This is a genomic window from Pseudomonadales bacterium (assembly GCA_041395945.1).
In the GTDB taxonomy this organism is placed as follows: domain Bacteria; phylum Pseudomonadota; class Gammaproteobacteria; order Pseudomonadales; family Azotimanducaceae; genus SZUA-309.
Window position 1 is genome coordinate 1003546 of the sequence record JAWKZN010000001.1, and the last position, 25054, is coordinate 1028599.

The 25054-nt window shown below is 61.6% G+C and carries 25 protein-coding genes; 17 read left to right on the forward strand and 8 right to left on the reverse strand.

Translation table 11 applies throughout. From position 1 onward, the window contains the following. Positions 1-16: 16 nt before the first annotated feature. Entirely contained in the window at positions 17-2788 is a 2772-nt protein-coding gene (locus tag R3E82_04765; GenBank protein MEZ5550179.1) for an Rne/Rng family ribonuclease, read from the reverse strand. A 706-nt stretch (positions 2789-3494) separates the two neighbouring features. Here R3E82_04765 and R3E82_04770 point away from each other — a divergent pair. Continuing rightward, entirely contained in the window at positions 3495-4487 is a 993-nt protein-coding gene (locus R3E82_04770) for an RluA family pseudouridine synthase (protein ID MEZ5550180.1), read from the forward strand. Here the strand turns inward: R3E82_04770 and R3E82_04775 are convergent. Next, on the reverse strand, positions 4463-5086 hold the full coding sequence (locus R3E82_04775) for a nucleoside triphosphate pyrophosphatase (protein ID MEZ5550181.1): 624 nt from the start codon (positions 5084-5086) through the stop codon (positions 4463-4465). The two genes, R3E82_04770 and R3E82_04775, sit on opposite strands and share 25 nt — an antisense overlap. Before the next feature lie 117 nt (positions 5087-5203). Between R3E82_04775 and R3E82_04780 the strand changes: the two genes are divergently transcribed. From R3E82_04780 to R3E82_04830, 11 genes are all read left to right on the forward strand, one after another. After that, positions 5204-5740, forward strand: coding sequence for a YceD family protein (locus tag R3E82_04780; GenBank protein MEZ5550182.1), 537 nt, complete (start codon positions 5204-5206; stop codon positions 5738-5740). 116 nt (positions 5741-5856) lie between these two features. Further along, positions 5857-6033: a 50S ribosomal protein L32 gene (gene rpmF / locus R3E82_04785; protein MEZ5550183.1), complete on the forward strand. Its 177-nt coding sequence runs from the start codon at positions 5857-5859 to the stop codon at positions 6031-6033. Between the two features lie 34 nt (positions 6034-6067). Further along, positions 6068-6988, forward strand: a complete 921-nt coding sequence (gene fabD, locus R3E82_04790; GenBank protein MEZ5550184.1) for an ACP S-malonyltransferase — start codon at positions 6068-6070, stop codon at positions 6986-6988. A 62-nt stretch (positions 6989-7050) separates the two neighbouring features. Then, entirely contained in the window at positions 7051-7779 is a 729-nt protein-coding gene (gene fabG, locus R3E82_04795) for a 3-oxoacyl-ACP reductase FabG (GenBank protein MEZ5550185.1), read from the forward strand. A 201-nt stretch (positions 7780-7980) separates the two neighbouring features. Further along, complete coding sequence (gene acpP, locus R3E82_04800; GenBank protein ID MEZ5550186.1) at positions 7981-8214, forward strand: acyl carrier protein; 234 nt, start codon at positions 7981-7983, stop codon at positions 8212-8214. Positions 8215-8310: 96 nt separating this feature from the next. Continuing rightward, positions 8311-9546, forward strand: a complete 1236-nt coding sequence (gene fabF, locus R3E82_04805) for a beta-ketoacyl-ACP synthase II (GenBank protein ID MEZ5550187.1) — start codon at positions 8311-8313, stop codon at positions 9544-9546. 143 nt (positions 9547-9689) lie between these two features. Beyond that, the gene (mltG, locus tag R3E82_04810; GenBank protein MEZ5550188.1) at positions 9690-10688 is read left to right on the forward strand and encodes an endolytic transglycosylase MltG; all 999 of its coding nucleotides are present in this window, start codon (positions 9690-9692) and stop codon (positions 10686-10688) included. Continuing rightward, positions 10685-11311: a dTMP kinase gene (gene tmk, locus R3E82_04815; GenBank protein ID MEZ5550189.1), complete on the forward strand. Its 627-nt coding sequence runs from the start codon at positions 10685-10687 to the stop codon at positions 11309-11311. Before mltG ends, tmk begins: the two co-directional genes overlap by 4 nt. Next, entirely contained in the window at positions 11308-12198 is an 891-nt protein-coding gene (locus R3E82_04820; GenBank protein MEZ5550190.1) for a hypothetical protein, read from the forward strand. Before tmk ends, R3E82_04820 begins: the two co-directional genes overlap by 4 nt. A gap of 263 nt (positions 12199-12461) precedes the next feature. Continuing rightward, the gene (locus tag R3E82_04825; protein MEZ5550191.1) at positions 12462-12812 is read left to right on the forward strand and encodes a PilZ domain-containing protein; all 351 of its coding nucleotides are present in this window, start codon (positions 12462-12464) and stop codon (positions 12810-12812) included. A 6-nt stretch (positions 12813-12818) separates the two neighbouring features. Further along, positions 12819-13580, forward strand: a complete 762-nt coding sequence (locus tag R3E82_04830; protein MEZ5550192.1) for a TatD family hydrolase — start codon at positions 12819-12821, stop codon at positions 13578-13580. 38 nt (positions 13581-13618) lie between these two features. Here the strand turns inward: R3E82_04830 and R3E82_04835 are convergent, their stop codons facing one another. Genes R3E82_04835 through pepQ form a run of 3 tightly spaced genes read right to left on the reverse strand, consistent with a single transcriptional unit; the run spans position 13619 to position 17603 of the window. Beyond that, positions 13619-14077, reverse strand: coding sequence for a GNAT family N-acetyltransferase (locus R3E82_04835; GenBank protein MEZ5550193.1), 459 nt, complete (start codon positions 14075-14077; stop codon positions 13619-13621). After that, positions 14074-16227 carry an alpha/beta fold hydrolase gene (locus tag R3E82_04840; GenBank protein ID MEZ5550194.1) on the reverse strand — a complete coding sequence of 718 codons (2154 nt, stop codon included), beginning with the start codon at positions 16225-16227 and terminating at the stop codon, positions 14074-14076. The genes R3E82_04835 and R3E82_04840 overlap by 4 nt, the downstream gene beginning before the upstream one ends. After that, positions 16224-17603, reverse strand: coding sequence for a Xaa-Pro dipeptidase (gene pepQ / locus R3E82_04845; GenBank protein MEZ5550195.1), 1380 nt, complete (start codon positions 17601-17603; stop codon positions 16224-16226). The genes R3E82_04840 and pepQ overlap by 4 nt, the downstream gene beginning before the upstream one ends. Before the next feature lie 95 nt (positions 17604-17698). On the opposite strand from pepQ, the gene R3E82_04850 reads away from it, so the two are divergent. The 4 genes from R3E82_04850 (at position 17699) to R3E82_04865 (ending at position 21721) form a co-directional block, all read left to right on the forward strand. After that, positions 17699-18583, forward strand: coding sequence for an FAD binding domain-containing protein (locus R3E82_04850; GenBank protein ID MEZ5550196.1), 885 nt, complete (start codon positions 17699-17701; stop codon positions 18581-18583). A gap of 54 nt (positions 18584-18637) precedes the next feature. Continuing rightward, a complete protein-coding gene (locus R3E82_04855) occupies positions 18638-19117 on the forward strand; it encodes a (2Fe-2S)-binding protein (GenBank protein ID MEZ5550197.1) in 480 nt (159 codons plus the stop codon). A gap of 66 nt (positions 19118-19183) precedes the next feature. Continuing rightward, a complete protein-coding gene (locus R3E82_04860; protein ID MEZ5550198.1) occupies positions 19184-21439 on the forward strand; it encodes a xanthine dehydrogenase family protein molybdopterin-binding subunit in 2256 nt (751 codons plus the stop codon). 39 nt (positions 21440-21478) lie between these two features. Next, entirely contained in the window at positions 21479-21721 is a 243-nt protein-coding gene (locus R3E82_04865; GenBank protein ID MEZ5550199.1) for a MoaD/ThiS family protein, read from the forward strand. A gap of 88 nt (positions 21722-21809) precedes the next feature. Here R3E82_04865 and R3E82_04870 read toward each other — a convergent pair whose 3' ends face one another. Beyond that, on the reverse strand, positions 21810-22451 hold the full coding sequence (locus R3E82_04870) for an HAD-IA family hydrolase (protein MEZ5550200.1): 642 nt from the start codon (positions 22449-22451) through the stop codon (positions 21810-21812). Between the two features lie 70 nt (positions 22452-22521). Next, entirely contained in the window at positions 22522-23304 is a 783-nt protein-coding gene (locus R3E82_04875; protein ID MEZ5550201.1) for an SDR family NAD(P)-dependent oxidoreductase, read from the reverse strand. A gap of 156 nt (positions 23305-23460) precedes the next feature. On the opposite strand from R3E82_04875, the gene R3E82_04880 reads away from it, so the two are divergent. After that, positions 23461-24246, forward strand: a complete 786-nt coding sequence (locus tag R3E82_04880; protein ID MEZ5550202.1) for an SDR family oxidoreductase — start codon at positions 23461-23463, stop codon at positions 24244-24246. A gap of 68 nt (positions 24247-24314) precedes the next feature. Here R3E82_04880 and phoU read toward each other — a convergent pair whose 3' ends face one another. Further along, complete coding sequence (gene phoU / locus R3E82_04885) at positions 24315-25010, reverse strand: phosphate signaling complex protein PhoU (GenBank protein ID MEZ5550203.1); 696 nt, start codon at positions 25008-25010, stop codon at positions 24315-24317. Positions 25011-25054: the final 44 nt, after the last annotated feature.

Below are 25054 nucleotides of genomic sequence, written 5' to 3' on the forward strand. Positions count from 1 at the left end.
CCTGTTCGGAGGATCTCTAGCGGTTTGGCAGTACCCCTTCAGCCTGAAGCTTGGCCTGTCGTTCCCGTTTACGGACTTCCCGGGGATCGTTGTACGCCCGGGCGGGTTTGCCAGGTGCTTTTGGCGCCTCTTCCGATTGCCCTGCCGGTGCCGTTGCAGGCGCGGCAGGAGTTGCGGCCACAGGTTCGGATTCAGCGGGAGCCGCTTCCACAGATACGGATGTCGTGCTGGCGTTCGTCGGGTCCTCCACGGGCCGCTGCGCCTGTGCCGGCTGTTCCTTCGGAACATCAGGCACTGTTGCTGCGGTCTGACCCTTTTCTTCGTCGGCAGCTGTGCCAGCATCCGCAGTGGTTGCCGGTGTCGGCGAAGCTGCGGACGGTTTTGTATCTGCAGCCTCACTTACGACATCAGTCGGGATTTCAGTCGCGACTTCGGCAGTTGCGTCGGCCGCTGCTGACGCAGCAGCCGCGACAGCGGCCGCGGCAGGTGCTGGAGCCGCCGCAGCGGAAGAACGGTTTCCGTCGGACTCTGCCTTATCCAGGCTTGCCCGGTCGCGCCTGGGTCGCCGCCGGCTGCGCGAAATGTCTTCCTGCGAGGGTTGACGCTGTTCGAGCAGCTCGACGCCAGTCACTTCTTCGACCTGCGGCCTGGCATCACTGTCGGTATCGCGTTTCGGGCTGGCACTTTCGGCCCGGGCGTTTTTCGGACGTCTACCGCGTGTCTCTTCGCTGCGGTTCTCGCCGCGGCCCTCACCGCGGTTCTCGCCGCGGCCTTCACCGCGGTTCTCACCGCGGCCTTCACCGCGCGACCGGCGGGTCTCGGGTTTCTGCTCCCGAGTGTTTGCGGTACTGCTCTCTGCGTCGTTGTCCGAACGACGGGGCCGCTTCGGCCGACCTTCTCCGCGTCGCGAATCCGCACTGCCACCTGACGATCTCTGCCCTCGTTCAGAATTGCGCTCGGATCTGCGGTTGGTGTCTGCAACCTTACTGCTTCTTTCTGCACGTTCGCCGCGGGGGGCGGGTCGTGCGCGTTCCGGTGGCGGTGTTGCCGTGGTTACCACAGCCGGCTGCTCGCTGAACAGTGAGCGAAGGAAACGGCGCAGCTTGCCGGGTGCGGCATCTGCAGGCGGTGTGGTCGCCGGTGCCGCGGCCTGCGATTCGGGCTCAGCGGGTGCGGGAGAGTGTGCGGTGCGTTTCAGCGGCTGCACTACAGCGACGTCGCCGTTGCGCGCAGTTGGTTCATGAATCTGAACTTCTTCCGGCTGCTGCAGTGTCTCTGTCAGTTCATAGCTCGGTACTTCCGCGTCTTCTTCAGAGTGGTCATCGCGCAGCCGCTGTACTTCGAATTGCGGGGTTTCCATGTTGACGTTCGGCACGATGACCACATGAGTTTTCGTGCGTCGCTCGATCTCGGCGACATCCTGACGTTTTTCGTTGAGCAGATAGGCGGCCACCGGCAGGGGGACCAGCGCCCGGATGATGGAGCTGCGCTCCTTCAGGCTTTCCTCTTCCAGGATACGCAGGATGGCCAGTGCCAGGGAGCGTGTGTCGCGGATGCGCCCCTGACCGCCGCAGCGGGGACAAAGCTCTGTGGTGAGTTCCTCAAGCGAAGGTCGCAGCCGCTGACGGGACATTTCCAGCAGGCCGAATCGGGAAATCCGACCGAGCTGAGTTCTGGCTCGATCTGCATCGAGCGCCTCTCTCATCTTGTTTTCCACCGCGCGCTGGTTCTTCACCGAGCCCATGTCGATAAAATCGATCACGATCAGCCCACCCACATCCCGCAGGCGCAGCTGCCGGGCGATTTCTTCAGCAGCTTCGAGATTGGTGTTCAGCGCAGTTTCTTCGATGTCTGCACCCTTGGTCGCCCGTGCGGAGTTGATGTCGATGGAGACCAGGGCCTCGGTGGGATCGATCACGATGCTGCCGCCGGATGGCAGTCTCACAGTGTGCTGGAAGGCCGTCTCGATCTGGGATTCGATCTGGTAGCGACTGAACAGCGGAATAGGGTCCTGATAGAACTTCACCTTATCCTTGTAGTTCGGCATCACCTGGTCGATGAAGGAGCTCGCCTCCTCATAAGCGTCTGCGCCGTCGATCAGAACCTCGCCGATGTCTTTGCGCAGGTTGTCGCGGATGGCGCGGAGAATCACGCTGTTTTCCTGGTAGAGGAGCTTCGGTGCGCGCTCCTGCTCGCCTGCACGCCTGATGGCATCCCAGAGCTGCAACAGGTAGTCGAGGTCCCACTGCAGTTCCTCGCTGCTGCGCCCGATACCGGCGGTGCGGATGATTACACCGGTACCCTGGGGAATGGTGAGCTGGCTCATCGCCTCCCGCAGTTCGTCCCGCTCTTCGCCTTCGATCCGTCTGGAGATGCCGCCGGCCCTGGGGTTGTTGGGCATCAGCACCATGTAGCGGCCGGCAAGGCTGATGAACGTGGTCAGGGCAGCGCCCTTGGTGCCGCGCTCTTCCTTGTCGACCTGCACCACCAGTTCCTGGCCTTCGCTGATCAATTCGGAGATGAGCAGGCGGGAGCCCTCGCCAGGTTTCTGCTTGAAATAGTCGCGGGAGATTTCCTTCAATGGCAGAAAACCGTGCCGATCGGCACCGAAATCGACGAAGGCGGCTTCGAGACTGGGTTCGACCCGGGTGATCCGGGCCTTATAGATGCTGGCCTTTTTCTGCTCCCGGCCGATGTTTTCCATGTCGAGGTCGTAGAGTTTCTGACCGTCGACAAGGGCGACTCGAACTTCTTCTGCCTGACGGGCGTTGATGAGCATTCTTTTCATTTGGTGTATTCCTGATCTGCTGCCTGGCAGCAATGTGAAGGCTGTCAGGATGACCAGATGAAGGCAGGACGCACCAAAGCCTGACGCGAGTGTCAGACTGCTCGAGGCTAGGCGATATCCGGAAGAACCGGAAGACCGCCGGGGTCTGCAGGCACCGGTGGCCTGCAGAGCCGGATATTCTCGTTGCGCGGATGGTCCGCTGGCACTGTGCACCTGTCGCATGTTTCACGCGCGAGGTACACAGCGGCGCCTGTCGACAATTCGAAGTCGGTGTGATCACCGTGGGCGATTTTTTTAAAAACGGCTTCCGATCTGATAATGATGACGGATCGGGGCCATCGCTGCGGGTAATTTTCCGAACGACTGACAGCTCGATGGGCGCTGTCAGTTTCGAATTGCATCTGGCCAAACTGTCGGCTTAACTCACAAATCGATTCTATAAGGCTGGCCGTGAGAGACTCTCTTGGAGGATAGGAGCGATTTCAAGTTACAGCGCTCTGACTACCTGCTGAGTGACCCAAGGCCAGCGGTTTTTTGGTCCGGCGCTTTATAAGTGGCGGCAGGCGGCGGGCGCGGCGACCCGGAACGGGTGGCTTTACGGCCGCACTGCCCGGCACTCGAAACGAGCCGAAGCGGCGGAAGCTTAGCAGTACCCGCTAAGTGCATCAAACCCCTAAAGAAAACTTTCAAGGACAGTTTCGGCACGATGAGCGGCGAGCAGAACCAGGGCGAGCGGCAGACGGAATCCCCAGGCGTCGGTGTGCGCCTGGTGGAAATCGCGGAGGAGGCGGGACAGCGGATTGACAACTTCCTGCTGAAAACGCTGAAAAACGTGCCCAGGAGCCACGTGTACCGGATCCTGCGCCGGGGAGAGGTGCGGGTAAATGGTGGCAGGATAAAGCCCACCTATCGGCTCTGTGCGGGGGATCGGGTGCGGATACCCCCGCATCGTCCCGGTCCGTCGGTCGAGGCACGGGAACTCGGTGCGCAGCAGATACGCTGGGTTGCGGACGCCATCATTTACGAAGATGCGGATTTCATCGTGCTCGATAAACCCGCCGGCCTCGCCGTGCACGGTGGCAGCGGAGTGTCTTTCGGGGTCATCGAAGCGCTGCGTCAGCTGCGTAATGATCCGGGCCTCGAGCTCGGACACCGCCTGGATCGGGATACTTCAGGGTGTCTCATCGTGGCCAGACGACGCTCAGCGCTGACCGGACTGCATGCGCTGCTGCGCGCAGGCGCCATCGACAAACGCTATACCCTGCTCGTATACGGACACTGGCCCTCGGATCTCAATACGGTTCAGCAGCCACTGACCCGCTATCTGCTTGCCAGTGGCGAGCGCCGGGTGCGCATAGACCCGCAGGGGAAAGCCAGTCGCACCGATTTCGAGGTCAGGGCGCGCTGCCGGAAGGCGACCTGGCTCGATGCGGTACTGCATACCGGGCGCACGCATCAGATCCGGGTACATGCGTTCGCGAGTGGTCACGGCGTGGTCGGAGATCCGAAATATGGCGACGTCGTGCAGCAGCGTCTGGGCACTGAACTGGACGTCGACAGGCTGTGCCTGCACGCTGCATCGATCGCCTTCGAGTGGAAAGGGCAGCCGGTACGCTTCGAGTGCCCGCTGCCCGTGGCGATGCAGCAGATCTGGAGCCGCTTGGAAGGGTCAGATCAGCCGAGTACGGCCACTCCCTGATCGCGCAGCATGCTGCACAGGACGATCAGCGGCAGACCGATCAGCGCGTTGGGATCATCTCCGCCGATGCGTTCAAACAGGGCAATCCCGAGCCCTTCAGACTTGAAGGCCCCGGCACAGTCGAGGGGCATTTCCCGGCGGACATAATCGCTGATCTGGTTGTGGGACAGGACCCGGAAGTGCACGGGGGTCTCCACCACCTCGACCTGGCGGGCGCCTGTGGCGGTGTTCAGCAGACACAGTCCGGTGAGAAATCGAACTTCCCGGCCCGAGAGTCGGGCCAGTTGCGCGCGGGCCTTTGCTTCGGTACCGGGCTTGCCGAGGATGGTGTTGTCGAGCAGTGCGACCTGATCTGAACCGATCACCAGGGACGCCGCGGTGACTCGCTCGGCGACGGCGCAGGCTTTGGCCACAGCCAGGCGGGCAACCAGGTCCACGGCACGTTCGCCGGGCAGCGCCTGTTCATCCACAGCAGGTGCGGCAGTGGTGAAGGGCAGGCCCAGGCGGGCAAGCAGCGCCGCCCTGTAGGGTGAGGTGGAAGCCAGCACGAGTTGCGGCCGGGGCAGGGTCCGGGTCTCTGCGGAACTCTGCGAACTCATCGAAAATCCTTAAAAATCAGAATGTTAATTAGATTTTTCGGCACTGACCACGGCGGTTTCGGAGGGTCTGATCAGTGCTTTACAGCGCCATTGTGCATACCTATCATGGCGCCCGCGATGAATACCCGCACCGACGAGCTATTCCGGTACCGGGAGCTGGCGCATCAGAAGGCGCGCATCCTGCGTTCCATCGTCCTGCGGGATCTGCCTCGACTGGCCGCGGCGATCGGCAGTGGGCCTGAGGATTCTGATGCGGAACTGAAAGTAGCGGTGACTTTCCGGAACGATTCCGAAGGGGACGTCTGGGCAGTCGGCACCGCGGCCGGTCGCCTTGCCCTGGTTTGCCAGGGCTGCGCTGAACGGGTGGGCCATGCGCTGGAAATTGAATTCGCGGTATGTGTCGTGGATTCCGATCAGCGGGCGGCCGAACTGCAGGACCGTGATGTGATGGTGGTCGAAGGCGAGGGGCTTTCCCTCACGGATCTCATCGAAGACGAATTGCTGCTGCAGCTGCCCGAGCGGCTGTGTACCGCGCAGCCCTGTGAACGTTCGCTGCAGCTCGCCTACCCGGCTGCAGCGGATCGACCGTTTCAGGGGCTTGAAAGTCTGAAGGCGGCGCTGCGATCTGAAAGCGGCGGCAGAGAGGAAGAATAAGCGTGTACCGGATACCCGCGGCGCTTGAGTACAGTCGCGGGGAATGTGGAGCCGCTGAATAAGCTGAATAAGCTGAATAAGCTGAAAGGCGGAATAAACAGATAGACGGAGGTCCCATGGCGGTCCAGCAGAACAGAAAATCACGTAGCAGACGCGACATGCGCCGCTCCCACGATGCAGTGAGCAATCCTACTCTCTCCATCGATCCCACCAGTGGTGAAACACACCGTCGGCACCATGTGACCGCGGACGGGTTCTATAAAGGTAAGAAGGTCATCGATCGGGACGAATGAGTCTTCCCAGACTTTCCAGACGCGGGAGGTTCGAGTGAGTCTCGGTTTTCTGTTTCCTGGCCAGGGTTCCCAGACGGTTGGCATGCTTGCCGAACTCGCTGCTGCGTTTCCGATCATCGGTGAAACCTTCGCCGAGGCAGATGATGCACTGAGCCTGCCGTTGACCCGGATCGTCCAGGAGGGTCCTGCCGAGCGCCTGAGCGAAACCGAAATCACCCAGCCTGCTCTGCTCACGAGCAGTGTAGCGCTCTGGCGACTGTGGCAGTCCCGTGGTGGCGCGGTCCCGGTACTGTTTGCCGGCCACAGCCTCGGCGAATACTCGGCGCTGGTCTGCGGCGGGGCCATTTCCTTCGCGGATGGTGTGCGCCTGGTGCATCAGCGCGGGCGCCTCATGCAGCAGGCTGTACCCCGCGGTGAAGGGGCCATGGCGGCGATACTCGGCCTCGACGACGAAACCGTGGCACAGTGCTGTGCGCGGGTCGACGGAGTGGTGAGTCCCGCCAATTTCAACGCGCCGAGTCAGGTTGTGATAGCGGGCAGTGCGGCTGCGGTCGCCGCTGCGGTTGCGCAGTGCACAACCGCCGGTGCTAAGCGGGCGGTAGAGCTGAATGTCAGTGGCCCTTTTCACTGCGCCCTGATGTCTCCGGTGAGAGAACCGTTCGCGCAGGAACTGGCGCGCATTACCCTCGCCATGCCTGCCATACCGGTGGTTCACAACGTCGATGCCGCTACCGCCGGAGATACCGGTGAGTTGCGGGAAAAGCTCCTTGAGCAGCTGGCACGTCCCGTGCTCTGGACCCGCTGTGTGGAGCAGATGATTGCGGCCGGAGTCGATCGCTTTGTCGAATGCGGCCCGGGTAAAGTTCTGAGTGGTCTGGTCAAACGTATCGATCGGACAAAGGTTGTGCACAATGTGGACTCCAGTGCCGGCCTCGAAGAAGCACTCAGCGGATAAACAAAGTTCATCGGTGTGGGTTCGATTGCCACACCGGACAGAAGAGCAGCTGGGGGATCCGGGTGGGGGAAAGAAGAGTCGCGCTGGTGACGGGTGCGTCGCGGGGAATCGGGCTGGCCATTGCTGATGCACTGAGCCGGGATCACCTGGTGATCGGCACCGCTACCAGCGAAGCTGGTGCCGCTGCCATTGCCGATCGGCTGGCAGACCGGGGCCGCGGCATCGTGATGCAGCTGAATGAAGCAGAATCGATTGAATCTGCGCTCGCAGAACTTGCGCAAGCCGGGCTTGTACCTCTCATCCTGGTGAACAATGCCGGAATCACCCGGGATAATCTCATGCTGCGCATGAAGCCGGAGGAGTGGAGCGAGGTGATCGACACCAATCTCACCGGACTCTATCGGCTGGTGAAGCCTCTGCTGCGCGGCATGATGAAAGCCCGCTGGGGACGCATCATCAGCTTGAGTTCGGTGGTGGCGAGAATGGGTAATCCAGGCCAGAGCAACTATGTGGCAAGCAAAGCGGGCATCGAGGGATTCACCCGGGCGCTGGCACAGGAAGTCGGGTCTCGCGGCATCACGGTCAATGCAGTCGCTCCCGGTTTCATTGAGACAGATATGACAGCAGCTTTGCCGGAGGAACAGGTGGCCCAGATGCTGAGCCGGATTCCCGTCGGGCGGATGGGCAGTGCGGTTGAAGTAGCTGATGCGGTCAGCTTCCTTGCAAGCGAAAATTCCGGATACATCACCGGTACGACGCTGCAGATCAATGGCGGTCTGCATATGAGTTGAATGGTATCCGCATCTTCCAGCGGGGCCCCTTTTAAGGGTGGGGCACCTGCACAGGAAGATGTGAGTACCGGAAAGGGCGTGTGAGAGCATGCCAACAGTGGACGCATGTCAATTGGCGTGTTGTCTTGAATTGGGTGGGGGCGGTCTATAGAATTCGCCTCGCCCTGCACCCCAGGAACCAGATTGGGAGAACCCTGCGTAATGAGCAGTGTAGAAGAACGCGTCAAAAAGTTGATCTGTGAGCAGCTCGGTGTCAAAGAAGACGAGGTCAAGGACGATGCGTCGTTCGTAGAAGACCTGGGTGCCGATTCCCTCGACACGGTTGAACTGGTGATGGCTCTTGAAGAAGAGTTTGAAACAGAGATTCCCGATGAGGAAGCTGAGAAGATCACGACTGTCAAAGAAGCCGTAGATTACATACTGGCCCACCAGTAGCCCGCATATTCAAACCTGACCCGAGAAGCCGCATCTACTTGAACGGGTAGAGCGGCTTCTTGCGTATTGGGGTCCGGTGGTTCTAGGATCGCAACCATGACCAAGCGACGTGTAGTGGTGACCGGCCTGGGGATTCTTTCCCCGATCGGCTCCAGTGTGCCCAAGGCCTGGGAAAATGCAGTGAACGGTGTGAGCGGTGCGAATCGAATCGAGAGTTTCGATGCCACCGATTTCAGCGTGAAGATCTGTGCATCCGTTAAAGACTTCGATGCCAGCGTCTATTTCGACACGAAGGAAGTCCGTCGTCTTGATGCCTTCATTCAGTACGGAATGGCTGCGGGGATTCAGGCGATAGAGGATTCCGGCATCGGTGCGATGCCCGCAAATGCGGATCGAATCGGCGTCGCCATAGGCTCTGGAATTGGCGGCATTAACACCATTGAAGATACCCATTCTGTCCTGCTCAAAAGCGGTCCCCGCCGGGTCTCGCCGTTTTTCGTGCCGGCGAGTGTGATCAACATGATTTCGGGAAATCTCTCCATCCGTTACGGACTCAAGGGACCGAACCTTGCGGTGGTGACCGCCTGTACCACAGGCACACACAACATCGGCCTCGGCGGACGCCTGATCCAGTATGGTGATGCGGATGTGATGGTGGTGGGTGGCGCAGAACAGGCTACCTCGCCGATCACCATGGCTGCGTTTGCATCCATGAAGGCACTGTCAAGTCGCAACGATGATCCGGAACGTGCGAGTCGTCCCTGGGACAGTGACCGGGATGGCTTCCTGCTTGGAGACGGTGCAGGCGCACTTGTCCTCGAGGAGTATGAGCATGCGAAAGCGCGCGGTGCGAAGATTTACTGCGAACTCGTCGGTTTCGGAATGAGCGGCGATGCATTCCATATCACCAGTCCGGCGGAAGATGGTGATGGGGCGGTGCGCTCGATGCGCAATGCCATCGCGGATGCCGGCATGGCAGCGGATGAAATCGACTATATCAACGCCCATGGCACTTCAACTCCGCAGGGAGATGTCGCTGAGACCAAGGCGATCAAGCAGGTCTTTGGCGCGGATACACGGGTGATGGTGAGTTCGTCGAAGTCGATGATCGGCCACCTGCTCGGTGCGGCGGGTGCTGTCGAGGCCGTCTTCTCAGTGCTGTCGGTGCATCACGATGTGATCACACCGACAATCAATCTCGATAATCCGGGCGAAGGCTGCGATCTGGATTATGTCCCTCACACAGCAAGACAGACGACGGTGCGCGCGGCGCTGTCGAACTCCTTCGGATTCGGCGGCACCAACGGTACGGTGGTGTTCCGGAAGATCTGATTCCGGGGCGAGGAGCTGCGCCTGTGGATACCGCGCGATCCGCATCACGCCGCGCCGTGCGTAACGCCGGTACCATCCGCTGAGTCCTGGCTACCTGAGCAGAGGCTGCCGAAATGTTCGCTACAGTCCACTAGAATAACCTGGTGAGAACACTCATCAAGATACTGGCAGGGATTGCGGGAACACTGGTTCTGCTGCTGTCGGCGGTGATCGGTTACTCCTGGTACTGGCAGGACCAGCCGCTGTCGATTGCAGCCGAGACCCGGGTTGAACTGCACAAAGGCGAAGCGTTCCGCGGCTTCGCGAACATGCTCGCCGAAACCGGAGTGATAGAACATCCCCTGCTCTGGACACTGCATGCGCGCATCACCGGATCGGCACGCCGGGTGCAGGCGGGTGAGTATCTGGTCGGACCGATGGACACTCCGGCCACCCTGGTTGAGCGCCTCGTGCGCGGAGATGTGATCGGCTACGAAGTGCAGCTGATCGAAGGCTGGACGGTGCGGCAGGTACTTGCGCGACTGGCGAACACCCCCGAGCTGCGGCAGACTCTGGCGGGTGCGGATGAGCTGACACTGCTCGGTGCTCTGGGTCTGCCGGAAGGTCATGCGGAGGGGATGTTCTTTCCGGACACCTATACGTTTTCCCGGGGCATGTCTGATGCAGACATCCTGCGCAGTGCCTATCGCAAGCTCCAGGACGAATTAAGCCGTGCCTGGGAGACGCGCGCCGCCGGGCTTCCTTACTCGACGCCTTATGAAGGTCTGATCGTGGCCTCGCTTGTCGAGAAGGAAACCGGACGTGAAGAAGACCGGCCCCACATTGCACAGGTATTCGTCAGTCGCCTGCAGGAGGGCATGCGCCTGCAGACTGACCCGAGTGTCATTTACGGGGTGGGGGCGCACTTCGATGGCAATCTCACCCGCACCCATCTGCGTGCGGATACGCCTTACAACACGTATACCCGTAGAGGTCTGCCACCGACGCCGATCGCTCTGGTGGGGACCCGGTCCCTGACCGCGGCCATGCATCCTGCCGAAGGTGATTATCTGTTCTTCGTCTCGCGAGGCGACGGTACCAGCGAGTTTTCCATCAGTCTCGAAGACCACGAGGCCGCTGTTCGCAAGTATCAGCTCAGATGACCGGGCGATTCATTACGCTGGAAGGGGGAGAAGGGGTGGGCAAGTCCACCAATGCCGCGCTGGTTGCGGAACTGATCCGCGAGGCGGGCCATCCGGTGGTGGCCACCCGGGAACCCGGAGGTACTCCGCTGGCAGAGCAGATCCGTGATCTGCTGCTGGATGTGCGCGACGAGGTGGTTGCGGATGAGACGGAACTGCTGCTGGTCTTCGCAGCCCGTGCCCAGCATCTGGCTCGGGTGATACGACCCGCGCTGCAGCGCGGTGACTGGGTGGTCTGTGATCGCTTCACCGATGCCAGCTATGCCTATCAGGGTGGCGGACGGGGTATGGACACGGCCACCATTGCCGTACTCGAGCGGCTCGTGCACGGCGATCTGCAGCCTGATCTGACCATTTATCTGGATGTCCCGGTGCCGGTTTCCCGGCAACGGATCAGCGACCGGCCTCATGACCGTTTCGAGCAGGAACAGACCGGCTTTTTCGAAAGAGTCCGGGCAAGCTATCTCGACCGGGCAAAAGCCGACGGCCGCTTCCGGGTCATCGATGCGGAGCAGGGTCTCGATGCAGTGCAGGCACAGATTCGCAGGGTGCTGACCGATTACCTGAGCAAAAAGCGCACGTGAGCCTGCTGCCCTGGCACGAGCGCACGATCGCCGAGTTTGACAGCCTCCGCACATCCGGCCGACTCCCCCATGGTCTGCTGATCCATGGTCCGGAAGGCTGGGGCGATCGACAGCTGGCCAACCGCCTGGCACTGCGGCTGCTCGGCATGGATGAAACGGCAGATGCCCGGATGATCGCCCACCCCGATCTGCACTGGGTGCAGCCGGATGGGGCGGTGATCAAGGTGGACGATATTCGTGCGCTGGCCGGATTTGCCGTCGGTACACGGCAGAGTGCGCCCTGTAAGGTGGCCGTGGTGGAAAGTGCACACCTGCTCAATCTCAATGCGGCCAACGCCCTGCTCAAAACACTCGAGGAGCCGCCGCGAGACACGTACCTCCTGCTGGCCACATCCCGGCGCGGGCGCCTGCTGCCGACAATTGTCAGTCGCTGCCAGGCGCTTGGCATGCACCCGGATTCCGCGCTGGCAATGAACTGGCTGCAGGAGCAGACGGCGGAGACGGCAGCCGCACTGGCAGCGAGGTTGTTCGAATATGGCGGCGCGCCGCTTCCGGTCGCCGCCGCGCTCGAGCAGGAGGAATCGCTGCTGCTTGACGCGTTACACCGTGTCGGGCGTTCGTCAGCCGCCACGGCGGAACTCGGTGATCTCCTGGCGCTGGATCCGGAACAACTCACCGGGCGCTGGTACCGGTATTGCGCAGCACTCCTGGCAGGCGAGGGTCCGATTGCGGCACTGCAGCCGGTGGATGAGGCCGCGCTGTGCGGGTTCGTGGATGAGCTCGTGGGGGTGCGCCGGCAACTGCTGTTCACAAACTCCGCCAATGCCCGCCTGCTGGTCGAGCGTCTGGCGGTACGCTGGCGTCTGGTCTGTCAGGGGAATGCCTGATCGCCATACGGAAGCCGCGCAGTGTGAATATATTTGTCAATATTTGCGCTGGGCCCTGCAGATGGACGCATTCGTGAAGCGGATCACGGGCGGAGCATTGACAGTCCAGGGGCGCCGGTAAAGACTGTCCAGGCGTCGAATCCCCGGCCTGGCCAGGTGATCCGGGCGCGGACTCGGATTGAAAATCCCTTCGCAGGGCGACTTCGACCGTCTCGATCTCCAGTGTTTTCGACGCTCGAGGCAGCAACAAGGACTGAGGCTCAATGGCAGGCAAGCGCGGCGCGAGAAACGGCATTCTCTCTCTGGCCATCAAGGACAAGGCGGTGCTTTACGCTGCCTATATGCCTTTCATCCGCAACGGTGGCCTCTTCATCCCGACCAAGAAAGAATACGATCTCGGTGATGAAGTCTTCATGCTGCTCAATCTCATGGACGAAGCCGAAAAGCTGCCCGTCGCCGGCAAGGTGGTCTGGATCACGCCCAAGGGGGCAGGTGGTACCAAGGCTGCCGGAATCGGTGTGCAGTTCAATGACCAGGACGATGTGGCGCGCTCGAAGATCGAAACCTATCTGGCCGGTGCCCTCCAGTCGGATCGTCATACCCATACCATGTGATCGACCTTGCTGGTCGACTCTCACTGTCATCTCAACTATCTCGATAACCCTGCAGGGCGGCTGGTGTCTGCACGCGCGCGGGGTGTGGAGCGCTTTCTCTGCATCGGTGTCGATGCCGCCGGCATCGACGCGGTCCTTGCCCTGGCTGAGTCCGAGCCGGACGTGTGGGCCAGTGCCGGGCTGCATCCCGAAGCGGCGGCGGGTACCACGGACTGGATTCGACCGCTGCTCGATCATCCCAGGGTGGTGGCGGTCGGAGAAACGGGCCTCGACTACTTTCATGCGGAAGACGCCGACCTGCAGCGTGCGCAGCGCGAGAAGTTTGCCGAGCAGCTGGCCCTGGCGGGTGAGACGCATCTGCCGGTAGTGGTGCACACCCGTTCCGCCGAGTCCGACACCCTTGACCTCATGCGTGCCCACCCCGGTGTGACTGGCGTGCTGCACTGCTTCACCGAGTCATGGGCCATGGCGGCGAGTGCGCTGGATCTCGGCTATTACGTGTCGATATCCGGGATCGTGACCTTCCGCAATGGTGCCAACGTGCGTGAGGTGGCGCGTCAGATACCCACAGATCGGCTGCTCATCGAAACGGATTCGCCCTGGCTGGCGCCGGTACCGCACCGGGGCAGAACCAATGAGCCCGCCTTTGTCGCGGATACCGCGGCCTTCCTCAGTGAACTGCGCGGTTGCACGCTCGAGGAACTTGGAAAAAGCACGACGCAGAACTTTCTGCGCCTGTTCTCGAAAATCCCGGCGGGAGCGCTCTGAACGATCCCGGGGCGGCAGAAACCCGGCGCGGGGCTGCCTCAGAACTCTTCTTCGAACATCCGGTAGTGAGTCTGCACCATGCCCAGAGCCAGGTAGGTTGCCTGGGCACCGCTGTTCTCCTGCTCCACATACAACCGCAATCCGCAACTCTCCGGATCCGCGTGGGCTGCGTCTTTCACATGCTGGTGCAGGGCGGAGTAGATCCCGCGCCTGCGGAAGGCAGGATCCACATACACGCTCTGAATCCACCAGAAGCGACCGTTGCGCCAGTCGCTCCATTCGAAGGTCACCATGAGCGAGCCCGCCGCTCTGCCGTCGACTTCTGCGACCAGATAAAACCCTTCGAGGGGACGGCTGATCAGGTGCGTCACGCCGGCAGCGAGGGTCTGCGGATCGAGTCCCTTGTCTTCGCTTTCGGCGGCCATGGCCACCTGAAAGCGCACCAGGTCATCGAGATCCTCCATGTCTCCGCGACGGATCAGACATTCGGCGCTCACAGCGTGCGCTCGAAAAAGTCGAGTATCAGATTGAATCGGTGAATGGACACATCCTGCTCCTGTAGTGCGTGTTTGGACCCCGGGTAGGCCATCATCTCGAAGGGCGTATTCTGCGACTGCAGGGTGCGGATCAGCAGTGTGGTGTGTGTAAACAGCACATTATCGTCCGCCATGCCGTGGATCAGCAGCAGGCGTCCGCGCAGCTGCTCCAGATGGGGCAGAACCGAACTGATCCGGTAGCCCTCCGGGTTGTCTGCCGGCGTGCCGAGATAGCGTTCGGTGTAGTGGGTATCGTAGAGTTCCCAGCGGGCGACGGGTGCAACCGCGACCCCCGCCTTGAAAAGATCGGGCTCCCGGACGAGACACATGAGGGTCATATAGCCGCCATAGCTGTGGCCGAACACGCCGATGCGCTCGCCATCCACCCATTCCAGCGACTGAGCGAAGCGCGCACCCAGAGCCTGATCTCTGACCTCCGCCTGACCCAGCTGACGGTGGAGTGAGGCTTCGAAGTCGCGACTTCGATTCGCAGAGCCTCTGTTGTCCAGTTCGAGTACCCCGAAGCCGCGTTGCGCGAAGAGCTGCAGTGTCAGTGGCGCCCATTCATTGCGTACACGCTGCGCACCTGGTCCGCCGTATACGTAAACCACCAGCGGGTGACCCGCGGCGGGCGGGTCGGCTCTCGGGCGGCTGAGACGATAGTGCAGCACCTGGCCGTCTTCGCTTTTCAGCGTGCCGAGCTGCGGCTGACAGTGGGCGTCCAGGAAGGGAAAATAGGGGTGGCCCTGTGCAAGGGGCTGGGTGGTGATGTCGTGTGCAGACTGGTTCTGTACCTCCAGCAGCTGAACTGACGCAGGTCTGTCGAGACTGCTGGAACTCACCAGCAGGCGGGTGCCCTGGCGATCTGCACTGGCTTCGTGCCAGGCGGGTGTCCGGGTCAGCGGTCTGCGTTCGCCATCCGCCAGTGACAGCCGGTAGACGTGCTGTTCGGTGGGTGTCTCCTGCCAGCCGGTGAACAGGACCTGGTGAATGTCGGCCTGGAGGATCCTGTTGACCCGGCCCGGCCCCGAGGTCAGTGCGGACAGCTTTGCCGGACGCTCCTGTGTGTCACCGGGATCGCACAGGTACAGCTGGCTGCTGCCCGATCGCTCGGAGGTCCATAAAAACCGGCCATCTTCGAGGGCATGAAAGTTGTCGTGCAGATTCACCCAGGTTGGAGAGGACTCTGTCAGAGCGCTCCGGCGGCGCAGACGCGTGATGTCGTGAAGGTCGAGACGCAGTGTCTGCTGATTTCTGCTCTGCACCTGCACGGCCAGCCGCTCTCCGGCCCAGTTCACCCGGGCGAGGTAGTCGTCCGGTGCGTACTGGTAGTCGATCGTCTGTGTCTGCCGGTCTGTCATGCTGTAGACCTTGAGGCTCACCTGCGCGTTGGTTGCCCCCGCGAACGGATAACGCTGTTCGATGACGCGGACTTCCTCCGCGTCGATCTCGTAACGGTTCGAGACCGCCACAGGCGATTCGTCGGTGCGGGTAAAGGCAATCCGGGTTTCGTCCGGCGACCACCAGTGTCCTTCAAACCGGTGCATTTCCTCGGCGGCAATAAAGTCGGCGATGCCGTTGGCAATCAGGGCATCGCCGTCTGTGGTGATGCGCACTTCCTGCCCGGATTCGATCGCGTAGCAGTAGAGATCGTTGCCGCGCACGTAAGAGATGCTGGTGCCTTTCGGGGATACCTGGAAGTCTGTCTGACGCATGCCCGCCGGGGTGAAGGGGCGGGTCTGACCCGTTGCCCAATCGAAGAGGTAGCCGATACCCTGTATCGGAATCAGCACCAGCGGTGTACCCGGCACGAAAAAAAATCCGGTGATGCCACCACTGAACTGTCGCTTGCGCTCGCGTTCGGCTTTTTCGGCTTCGCTCATCCTGGTCGCACCATCGCCGGCGGAAGCTGTGAGTACTCGCGCATCCAGCCAGCGGGTGAGTGCACCGCTGGCGACATCTACCCGGAACAGATCGAGGCGCTCCCGGTCGTCGTCCCCGGGCTGAAGGCAGGCGGCGGTGCGTCCGTCGCTGGAGAACTTCAACGAAGAGGGCAGGGACAGGGTGAGCGGCGCCTTGTCGAAGAGGCGTTCAACACTCAGCCGGGTCATTGCTGCGCCTGTACCTGCTGGAAGGCTGTCCGGGTCAGGTTGTCGGTGCCCTTCTCGGTGATCAGGACGTTGTCTTCGATGCGGATACCGCCACAGGGACGCAGGCTCTCGAGTGCGGGCCAGTTCACCGCATTGCGCTGCGGACCGGCCTTCAGAGCATCGAGCAGTTTCGGAATGAAGTAGAGACCGGGTTCTATGGTCACCACGGTGCCTGGAGTCAGGGTTCTGGTGAGTCGCAGCGAAGGATAGTTTTCAGGCGGCGGCTGACGATCCCCCGCAGGGTTTTTCTGCTGGCCGCCGACATCGTGGGTCTGCAGGCCGATGAGATGGCCGAGACCATGGGGGAAAAAGCTCTCGGTCAGTCCGGACTCGAATGCGCTCGTCGCCGAGCAGCGGAGTATGCCGCTGTCCGTGAGGATAGTGGCCAGACGACGGTGCATGTCGATGTGCAGTTCGAGGAAGCTGAGACCCGGTCGGATCGTGGCTATGAGGTCGAGCTGGGCTGCGTTCATGGCCTTGAGAAGATCGTGGAAGATTTCCGGGGCTGGCGGCAGGTGCGCTGCATAGGTGCGGGTGATATCGGAGGCATAACCGTTGCAGCGGGCGCCGGCATCGATCAGGAAGCTGCGGGCGGTGGCTGGCGGCTGGCGATCGTAGTGCTGATAGTGCAGTACACCCGCATGCTGATTCAGCGCAACGATGCTGGCGTAAGGCAGCTCTCCCGCAGTGGTGGCGGCGCCAGCCAGATAGGCGAGATTGAGCTCGAACTCACTCACTAAGCGGCCGGATTCGAAAAGCGCGCGGGCCGCTTCGTGGCCGAGCACTGCGCTGCGGGTCGCCTCACGCATGCAGCCGATCTCGAAGTCTGACTTGCAGGCGCGCAGATAGTGCAGCTCGTCGAGCAGTCCCTGCGGGTTGAGCTGCCCGGAGTGCTGGTTGGCCACGGGCTGCTCGCTGATCCAGGCGCAGTGGCGGCCGGCGCCTGCAGCACTGGCCAGTGCTGCCTGTTCAACGTCTGCGGCATCGGCATGCTCGGAGATCTCGAAATGCGCATGGGCCCACTCGGGCAGCTCGGGGGGCTGGTGCCAGTAGTCGTCCGGTTTCAGGAAAAACAGCCGGGGCCGCTGCCCTGGTCTGATCAGCAGCAGGCTGCCTTCGCAGGCGTCACTCGGGAACCACTGCTGAAAGTGCGGGTTGGCCCGGAACGGGGGTGCCTGGTCGTCCAGAAAGTAAGGCCGGCTCTGGCCCGCCGCGATGACGGCACAGTCGAAATGATGGTGACCCAGGGCATCCGTCCAGCGCCGGTGCAGGAGGTCGAGGTGCCGGGGCAGCGGGTCTGCAGGCAGCCGGGCTGGCGGGGAAGTGTCTGTATTCATCGCGCGAGTATAACGCCGAGTTTCCTTAGTGACGGGCGTTCGTGTTAGATTTTCCGGCTATTTCACCTGCCATCCCATTTCACTGGAGTCTGTTCATGACAGTAAGCGGAGCGTTCGCCTATGTGGCGCCGGGCACCGTTGCCGATGCCATTGCCGTGCTCGAGCAATGCACGAAAGAAAAACGGCGGGCCCAGGTTCTGGCCGGTGGGACCGACCTGCTGGTGCAGCTGCGCGGTCAGGATCGCAGCCCCCGCACCCTGATCGACATCAAGAAGATCGCTGACACCACGAAACTCGATCTCGGCAGGACCGAAACCTTTATCGGGGCCGCGCTGTCCAGTGCGGTGCTGAATGAAAATCCGGCGCTCGTGCAACGTTTCCCGGGGCTGCTCGAGGCGGCCGATCTGATCGGCTCCACCCAGATTCAGGGTCGCGCCACCCTGGGCGGCAATCTCTGTAACGCGTCCCCGGCGGGTGACAGTATCCCGGCCATGATCGCCAACGGCGCGATCTGTGTCATTGCCGGGCAGAACGGCACCCGGGAACTGCCGGTGGAAAACTTCGTGGTGGGCGTGGGCCGCAATGCCTTGCAGGAGAGTGAATTTCTGATTGGCCTGAAACTGCCGAATCCTGGCCCGAGAACGTCCGACGCCTATCTGCGCTTCATACCCCGCACTGAAATGGACATCGCGGTGGCCGGTTGCGGGGTGAGTCTGAGTTTCGATGCTAAAGGGATCTGTACCGCGGCACGGGTCGCGATCGGTGCGGTCGCTCCCACCGCCTTACTGGTGCCGGCGGCTGCACAGGCGCTGATCGGCACAGCCGTGGATGAGGCGGCACTGCAGGCAGCTGGTGCTGCCTGCAGCGCCGCCGCAGTGCCCATTACCGATAAACGGGGCACCGAGGTCTACCGCCGCAAGGTCGTCGGCGTCCTGTGCCGACGCGCGGCCGCGATCGCCAGAACCCGTGCGCTGGCTTGAGTGCAGGATCGGGTACGAGCAAATGAAGAATGAAGGAACACAGAAGGAACGCAAATGAACAACGTGCAGGTATCGACTTCCGTGAACGGCGCCTATGTCGAATTTCTCTGTGAGCCACAGCAGACGCTTCTGGAAATTCTGCGGGATACCCTGTCGATGACCGGAACCAAGGAAGGCTGTGCGACCGGTGACTGCGGCGCGTGCAGTGTGCTGGTGGACGGTCGCCTGCAGTGCGCGTGCCTGGTGCTCGCGGTGGAGTCCCAGGGCAGCGAGATCACCACCATCGAAGGCATCGCGACAGCCGATGGACTGCATCCGATTCAGCAGCAGTTTCTCGATCACGCCGCACTTCAGTGTGGCATCTGCACACCGGGTTTTATCATCGCCACCAAGGCACTGCTCGATAAGAACCCGGATCCGGACGAAGAGACCATCCGTTACTGGCTTGCCGGTAATCTGTGCCGCTGCACGGGCTACGACAAGATCATCCGGGCCGTACAGGCTGCCGCAACCGAACTGGCTCAGGAAGCCTGAGCGAATATAAGAAAACCGAACGCAACCGTCGCATCCACACTATTCACAGCAGCCGAGGTCAATCAGGTGGCACAAGCACGAGAATACAAGTCGATTGGAACCCGCCCGGTACGTCCGGACGGCATCGATAAAGTGACCGGCCGCGCCCAGTTCGGCGCGGATCTGAATCTGCCCAACATGCTGCATGGGCGCGTACTGCGCAGTCCTCATGCTCATGCGAAACTCCTCAAAGTCGACTTAAGTGGCGCACTCGCCATCCCCGGAGTGGTGGCAGCGATCAGCGGGGCGGATTTCCCCGCCGGTGGCACCGGTGCACTCGGCGGCGAGAGCGGCGGCGATGTGGGCGATGTGGCGAAGAACGTGATGGCCAGAGACAAAGTCCTCTACCACGGCCACGCGGTTGCCGCGGTGGCGGCGACTTCTGCCCGGCTGGCCGAGCAGGCCCTGGCGGCCATCAAAGTGGAATATCAGGTACTGCCCGCGGTGCTCACCCTGGATGCGGCCATGGCTGCAGACGCGCCGCTGCTCGATGAGAACTGCTTTACCAAAAACCTGCCGGAGAAGGCGACAAAACCGAGCAACATCGCTGCAGTGATGACTCTGGCCCGGGGTAATGTCGAGCAGGGTTTTGAACAGGCGGATGTGATCGTCGAAGGCGAATACCGGATTCCCATGGCCCATCAGGGTTATATCGAGCCCCATGCCTGTATCGCCTCCATCAACGAAGGGGGCCAGGCCACCGTGTGGTGCTGCACCCAGGGCCATTTCGAGTTCCGCGCTCAGACCGCGAAAGTACTCGATATGAACATCGCGGATCTGAAATTCATCGCCTCTGAAATCGGCGGTGGCTTCGGTGGCAAGACGGTCATCTACCTCGAACCCCTTGCCGTGCTTCTGTCGAAAAAGAGCCGGCGTCCGGTAAAAATGATCATGAGCCGGGAAGAAGTATTCCGCGCCACGGGACCCAGTTCGGGTACCCACTGCAAAGTGAAGGTCGGTGCGAAGAAAGACGGCACCATCACCGCCGCGAAGGCCTGGCTGGCCTACGAGGCCGGCGCCTTTGCAGGTGCGCCCATGGGCCCGGGCGCCATGTCCGTTTTCGCCCCTTACGACCTGGAGAATTTCCAGGTGGACGCTTTTGACGTGCTGTTAAACAAGCCGAAGGTCGCCGCCTACCGGGCCCCCGGTGCGCCCCAGTCCATGCATGCCATGGAATGCACGCTGGATGAACTGGCCCGCAAACTGAAGATGGACCCCCTGGAACTGCGACTGCGCAATGCTGCGGATGAAGGCACCCAGGCGCCTTACGGCCCAAAATTTCCGGCCATTGGTCTGAAAGCCTGTCTGGAAGCCGCTCGCAGCCATCCCAATTACACCCGCCCGGTCCCCGAAGGGGCGGGACGCGGGGTTGCCGTGGGCTTCTGGTTCAACGTGGGTATGCAGTCGAGCGCGGAAGTGCACATCAATGAGGACGGCACCGCCACCGTGATTGAGGGCAACCCGGATATCGGCGGTTCCCGGGCGTCCATGTGCCTGATGACGGCCGAGACCCTGGGCATTCCCTACGAACGCATCAGGGCGGTGGTGGGGGATACCGAAAGTACGGGCTTTTCCAATGTCACCGGCGGCAGCCGCACGACCTTCGCCACCGGTATGGCGGTGGTGCAGGCCTGTGAAGACATCATTACCCAGTGCAGGGCCCGGGCGGCCGCGACCTGGGGCCTCAATGAGGATCAGGTGGAGTGGGTGGACGGCCAGGCGACTCCGGCTCCTGGTGTCAACGCCGATGTCAAACCCTTGAGTCTTGCGGAACTCGCCGCTAATGCGGCACGGACCGGCGGTCCACTGCTGGGCCGGGCATCTCTCAACGCCCAGGGAGCGGGTGCGGCCTTCGCGGTGAATTTCGCGGATGTCCGCGTCGACAGGGAGACCGGCAAAGTGGATGTGCTCAGCTACACGGCCATTCAGGATGCGGGTACTGCCATTCATCCGGCCTATGTCGAAGGCCAGCTCCAGGGTGGTGCGGTTCAGGGCCTGGGCTGGGCGCTCAATGAGGAATACATCTTCAATGCGGATGGCGTCATGGAGAATGCGGGATTCCTCGATTACCGGATCCCGGTCGCATCCGACATGCCGATGATCGATACCCAGATCATCGAAGTGCCGAATCCCCGGCACCCCTTCGGGGTCCGTGGGGTCGGTGAGACGCCCATCGTCGCACCGCTGGCAGTGGCTGCCAATGCGGTACGGGATGCCATCGGTGTGCGGATCCGGGATCTGCCCCTGTCACCGCCGCGTGTACTCGCAGCCATCGACGCCTGAGCGGGACGGGGTCGGCCGCCGACCCCGCATTGTGCCGCCATGACCCGGGTTGTGTTTCCCGATCACCTGCTGCAGATGACCGGCGGCGTGCGCGAACTCGAAACCCGGGCGGCCACCTTCCGCGAACTGCTCCTGGAGCTGGAATCCCGCTTCCCGGGTTCTGAAAAGGTGCTGAGTCGCTGCGCGGTTGCCATCGACGGGCAGATCTATCAGGACGCATTTCTCGAGACCCTGACAAGCGACGGCGAGGTCTTCTTCATGCAGCGCATCGAAGGCGGCTGAGGCCTTTATGTCGCGGCGGGTTCCATCCCCTCGTCGGCTGCGGTAAGGGATCTGCTCGAACGCCACTGAGTGTACGGGAGGCGTGGGGTCAATCCCGTGGCAGTCCGGTCACACGATAGAGTGCATCGATTGCTCCGGCTTCGTCCACCACCTTGATGGTCTGCATGCCGAGCGCGCGGGCGGGTTTCAGGTTGATGCCCAGATCGTCGAGAAAAACCGCGCGTTCCGGGGCGACACCGAGCCGCTCGCAGGCGAGCAGATAGATGCGGGGATCGGGCTTGCGGATGCCTTCGACGCTGGATTCCACCACGAGATCGAACAGCGCCATCACCGAGCCGACAGCGTCCGCCCGCTCCGCGTCCCGGGCCATACCCGGGCCGCTGCCGGATTTCACGTTGTTGGTGATACAGGCCACCCGGAAGTGTTCCTTGCAGTGCTCGAGCACCTGCACCATGCGCGGGCGTATGTCTCCGGACAGCAGGGCGACCACTTCCTTTCCGGGAATCCGATGACCGGCAGCTGCGGATTCGGCAGCAAATGCCAGATCGAACTCATCCAGCGAGATTCGACTCGATTCGAATCTTGCCCAGGCATTGTCTTCGGGATTGGTCGCATTGATGCCGCGGATGAAATCCTGCGGATAACCGCGTTCGGCTTCGTAACGATTGAATGCTTCGAACGGGCTGGTGGTGAGCACACCACCGAAATCCCAGATGACTGCTTCGATCACGTCATGGCTCCCCTGTTCTGGTGGATAAGATCTGGCGGAAAAGATCTGGCGGATAAGTTCAGGCGGAAAATCAGAATGCGAAATACCCGCCATCGATGAGGAAGGTATCGGCAGTGTGATAGCGGCTTGCGTCGCTCAGCAGGTAGACGGCAATGCCGGCAAAGTCTTCCGGTGTGCCCCAGCGGCGCATGGGGATCCGCTTCATCACATTGTCCACGAACTTCGGATTGGCAAAGGCGCCTTCGGTCATGCTGGTCTCGATCCAGCCCGGCAGCACCGAGTGCGCAGTGACGCCGTAGCGTGCGTATTCCACTGCCAGCGCTTTGATCATGGAAACCAGCCCGCCCTTGGTCGCCGCGTAATGTTCGCCCCGAGCCTGGCCGGATATGGCAGCCAGTGATGCAGTCCCGATCAGGCGGCCGCCCGGATCACCCGCCTCGGCACGCGCGCGCATATGTTTCGCTGCATGTTTGAAGGTGTGAAATACACCGTCGAGATTCACTGCCAGCACCCGGCGCCATTCCTCGGCGCTCATCTCCTCGAATGCGGTATTGCGTCCACCGATACCGGCGTTGGCAAAACAGCCATCGACCCTGCCGTGCTCCGCCAGTACTTTCCGGAAGCAATCGATTACCTGGGCTTCGTCCGCCACGTCGCAGAGATGGCTGCTGACCCGGGGACCGATCCCTGCAAGTTGCTGCAAGGCGTCTGAATTCTTTCCGTCGTTCGTCCCCCAGATGCTGACCTGGGCACCTGCCCGGGCGAGTCCGGAGGCCATACCGAGGCCGATGCCACCGTTGCCTCCGGTGATGACGGCGACTTTGCCGGAAAGATCGAAAGGTTGATAAGTCATTGCGCTACGCTCTGAGCAGTCGATGCAGGGTGCGCATGGTAATGGATGTGGCATCCGGCCGCGAGGCGGAGGTGGTGTCCGGATCCCGATCAGGCAGGCGGGCACTGGAGGGTGCGGTCTGTTAAATTTCCGGGCTGAACATGCAAGGAGAGGGATATGGACGTTCAGGGTGCCGTCGCCATAGTCACTGGTTCATCTTCCGGGGTGGGGGCGGCCTGCGCGCGGCAGCTCGCCGAAAAGGGCTGCCATCTGGTCATCAACTATGCGAACAATGCCGCGGGTGCGCAGGAGACGAGTGCCGCCTGCCGGGCGTTCGGCGTGGAGACAGAAGTGGTCCGGGCGGATGTCTCGAAGGACGAAGACTGCCGCCGCCTGGCTGCGGCGGCAGAAGAACGCTGGGGGCGGATAGACGCGCTGGTGAACAATGCCGGCACCACCAAATTCTGTGATCACGCGGATCTCGAAGGCCTGGATAAACAGGATTTTCTGGACATCTATTCGGTGAATACTGTCGGCGCCTATCAGATGACGCGCGCAGTGGCTGGCGCCATGCGCCGCGGCGGACGCGGGGCCATCGTCAATGTGGCATCTATCGCAGGTGTGATGGGGGTGGGCAGTTCCATCGCCTACGCGGCTTCGAAAGGCGCGATGATCACCATGGGACTGTCACTGGCCCGGGTACTGGGTCCTGAGATCCGGGTGAACACGGTATGCCCCGGTTTCATTCAGGGGGACTGGCTCGAGCAGGGGATGGGGAAGGAACGCTATGCCCGCACCAAGGCCCATCTGGAACAGACGACCCCGCTGCAGAAGACGGCAACCCCGGACACGGTGGCGGAAGGGATTCTTTATTTCATCACTGGCGGCGATGTGGTGACCGGAGAAACGCTGCTGATGGACGGTGGCTACCATCTCAACCAGATGCCATTTGCCCGCAGGTGACTGCACACAAAGGTGACTCCACAGCCCGGTGAGGAACCCTTGAGCTGAACGCTGTCAGGTTCTGCGCGCTACCGGTTCGATACTGCAGCGGCCACATCGTCTGTGTGGCGTACGTCGAGTCCCTTGATGAGATAGACGATGTACTCACTGATGTTCTTGCAGTGATCGCCAATCCGCTCCAGGGCCCGGGCGATCCAGATGACGTTCAGTGATCGCTGTATTTCCGTGGGCTCCTTCATCATGTCGAGCCCCCGCTCACGAACGATTGCGTCGTAGGCTTCATCCACCGCTTCGTCGGCGTCGATCACTTCGAGTGCTTTGTCCGGACTCAGTCGTGCGAATGCATCGAGCACTTTGGCGAGCATCTCGTGCACCTGTTCGGACATGGCCCGAACGTCGCTGTACTGATCCTTCGGGAACTCGAGATGGGAAATGGCCTTGGCCATTTTCGAAATGCGCTTGGCTTCATCGCCGATGCGCTCCAGGTCGGTGCTCGCTTTCATGATTGAGATGAGGGTGCGCAGATCGGTGGCAGCCGGCTGACGCCGGGCAATGATGTGCACACAGAGTTCATCGACGTTGATTTCGAGTTTGTTGATCCTGCGGTCGCCTTTCTTCACCGCATCGGCCAGCTCTGCGTCGTGGGTGAAGAGCGACTGGCAGGCCTTGTGCACCTGCTGCTCCACCAGTCCACCAATCTCCATGAAGAGACTGCGTGCGCTGTCAAGTTCGCTGTCGTACTGCTCGGATATGTGCTTATTCATCCTGCGGACTCCTCTATCGAATCGGGGGCTTCTGTGAAGTCGAA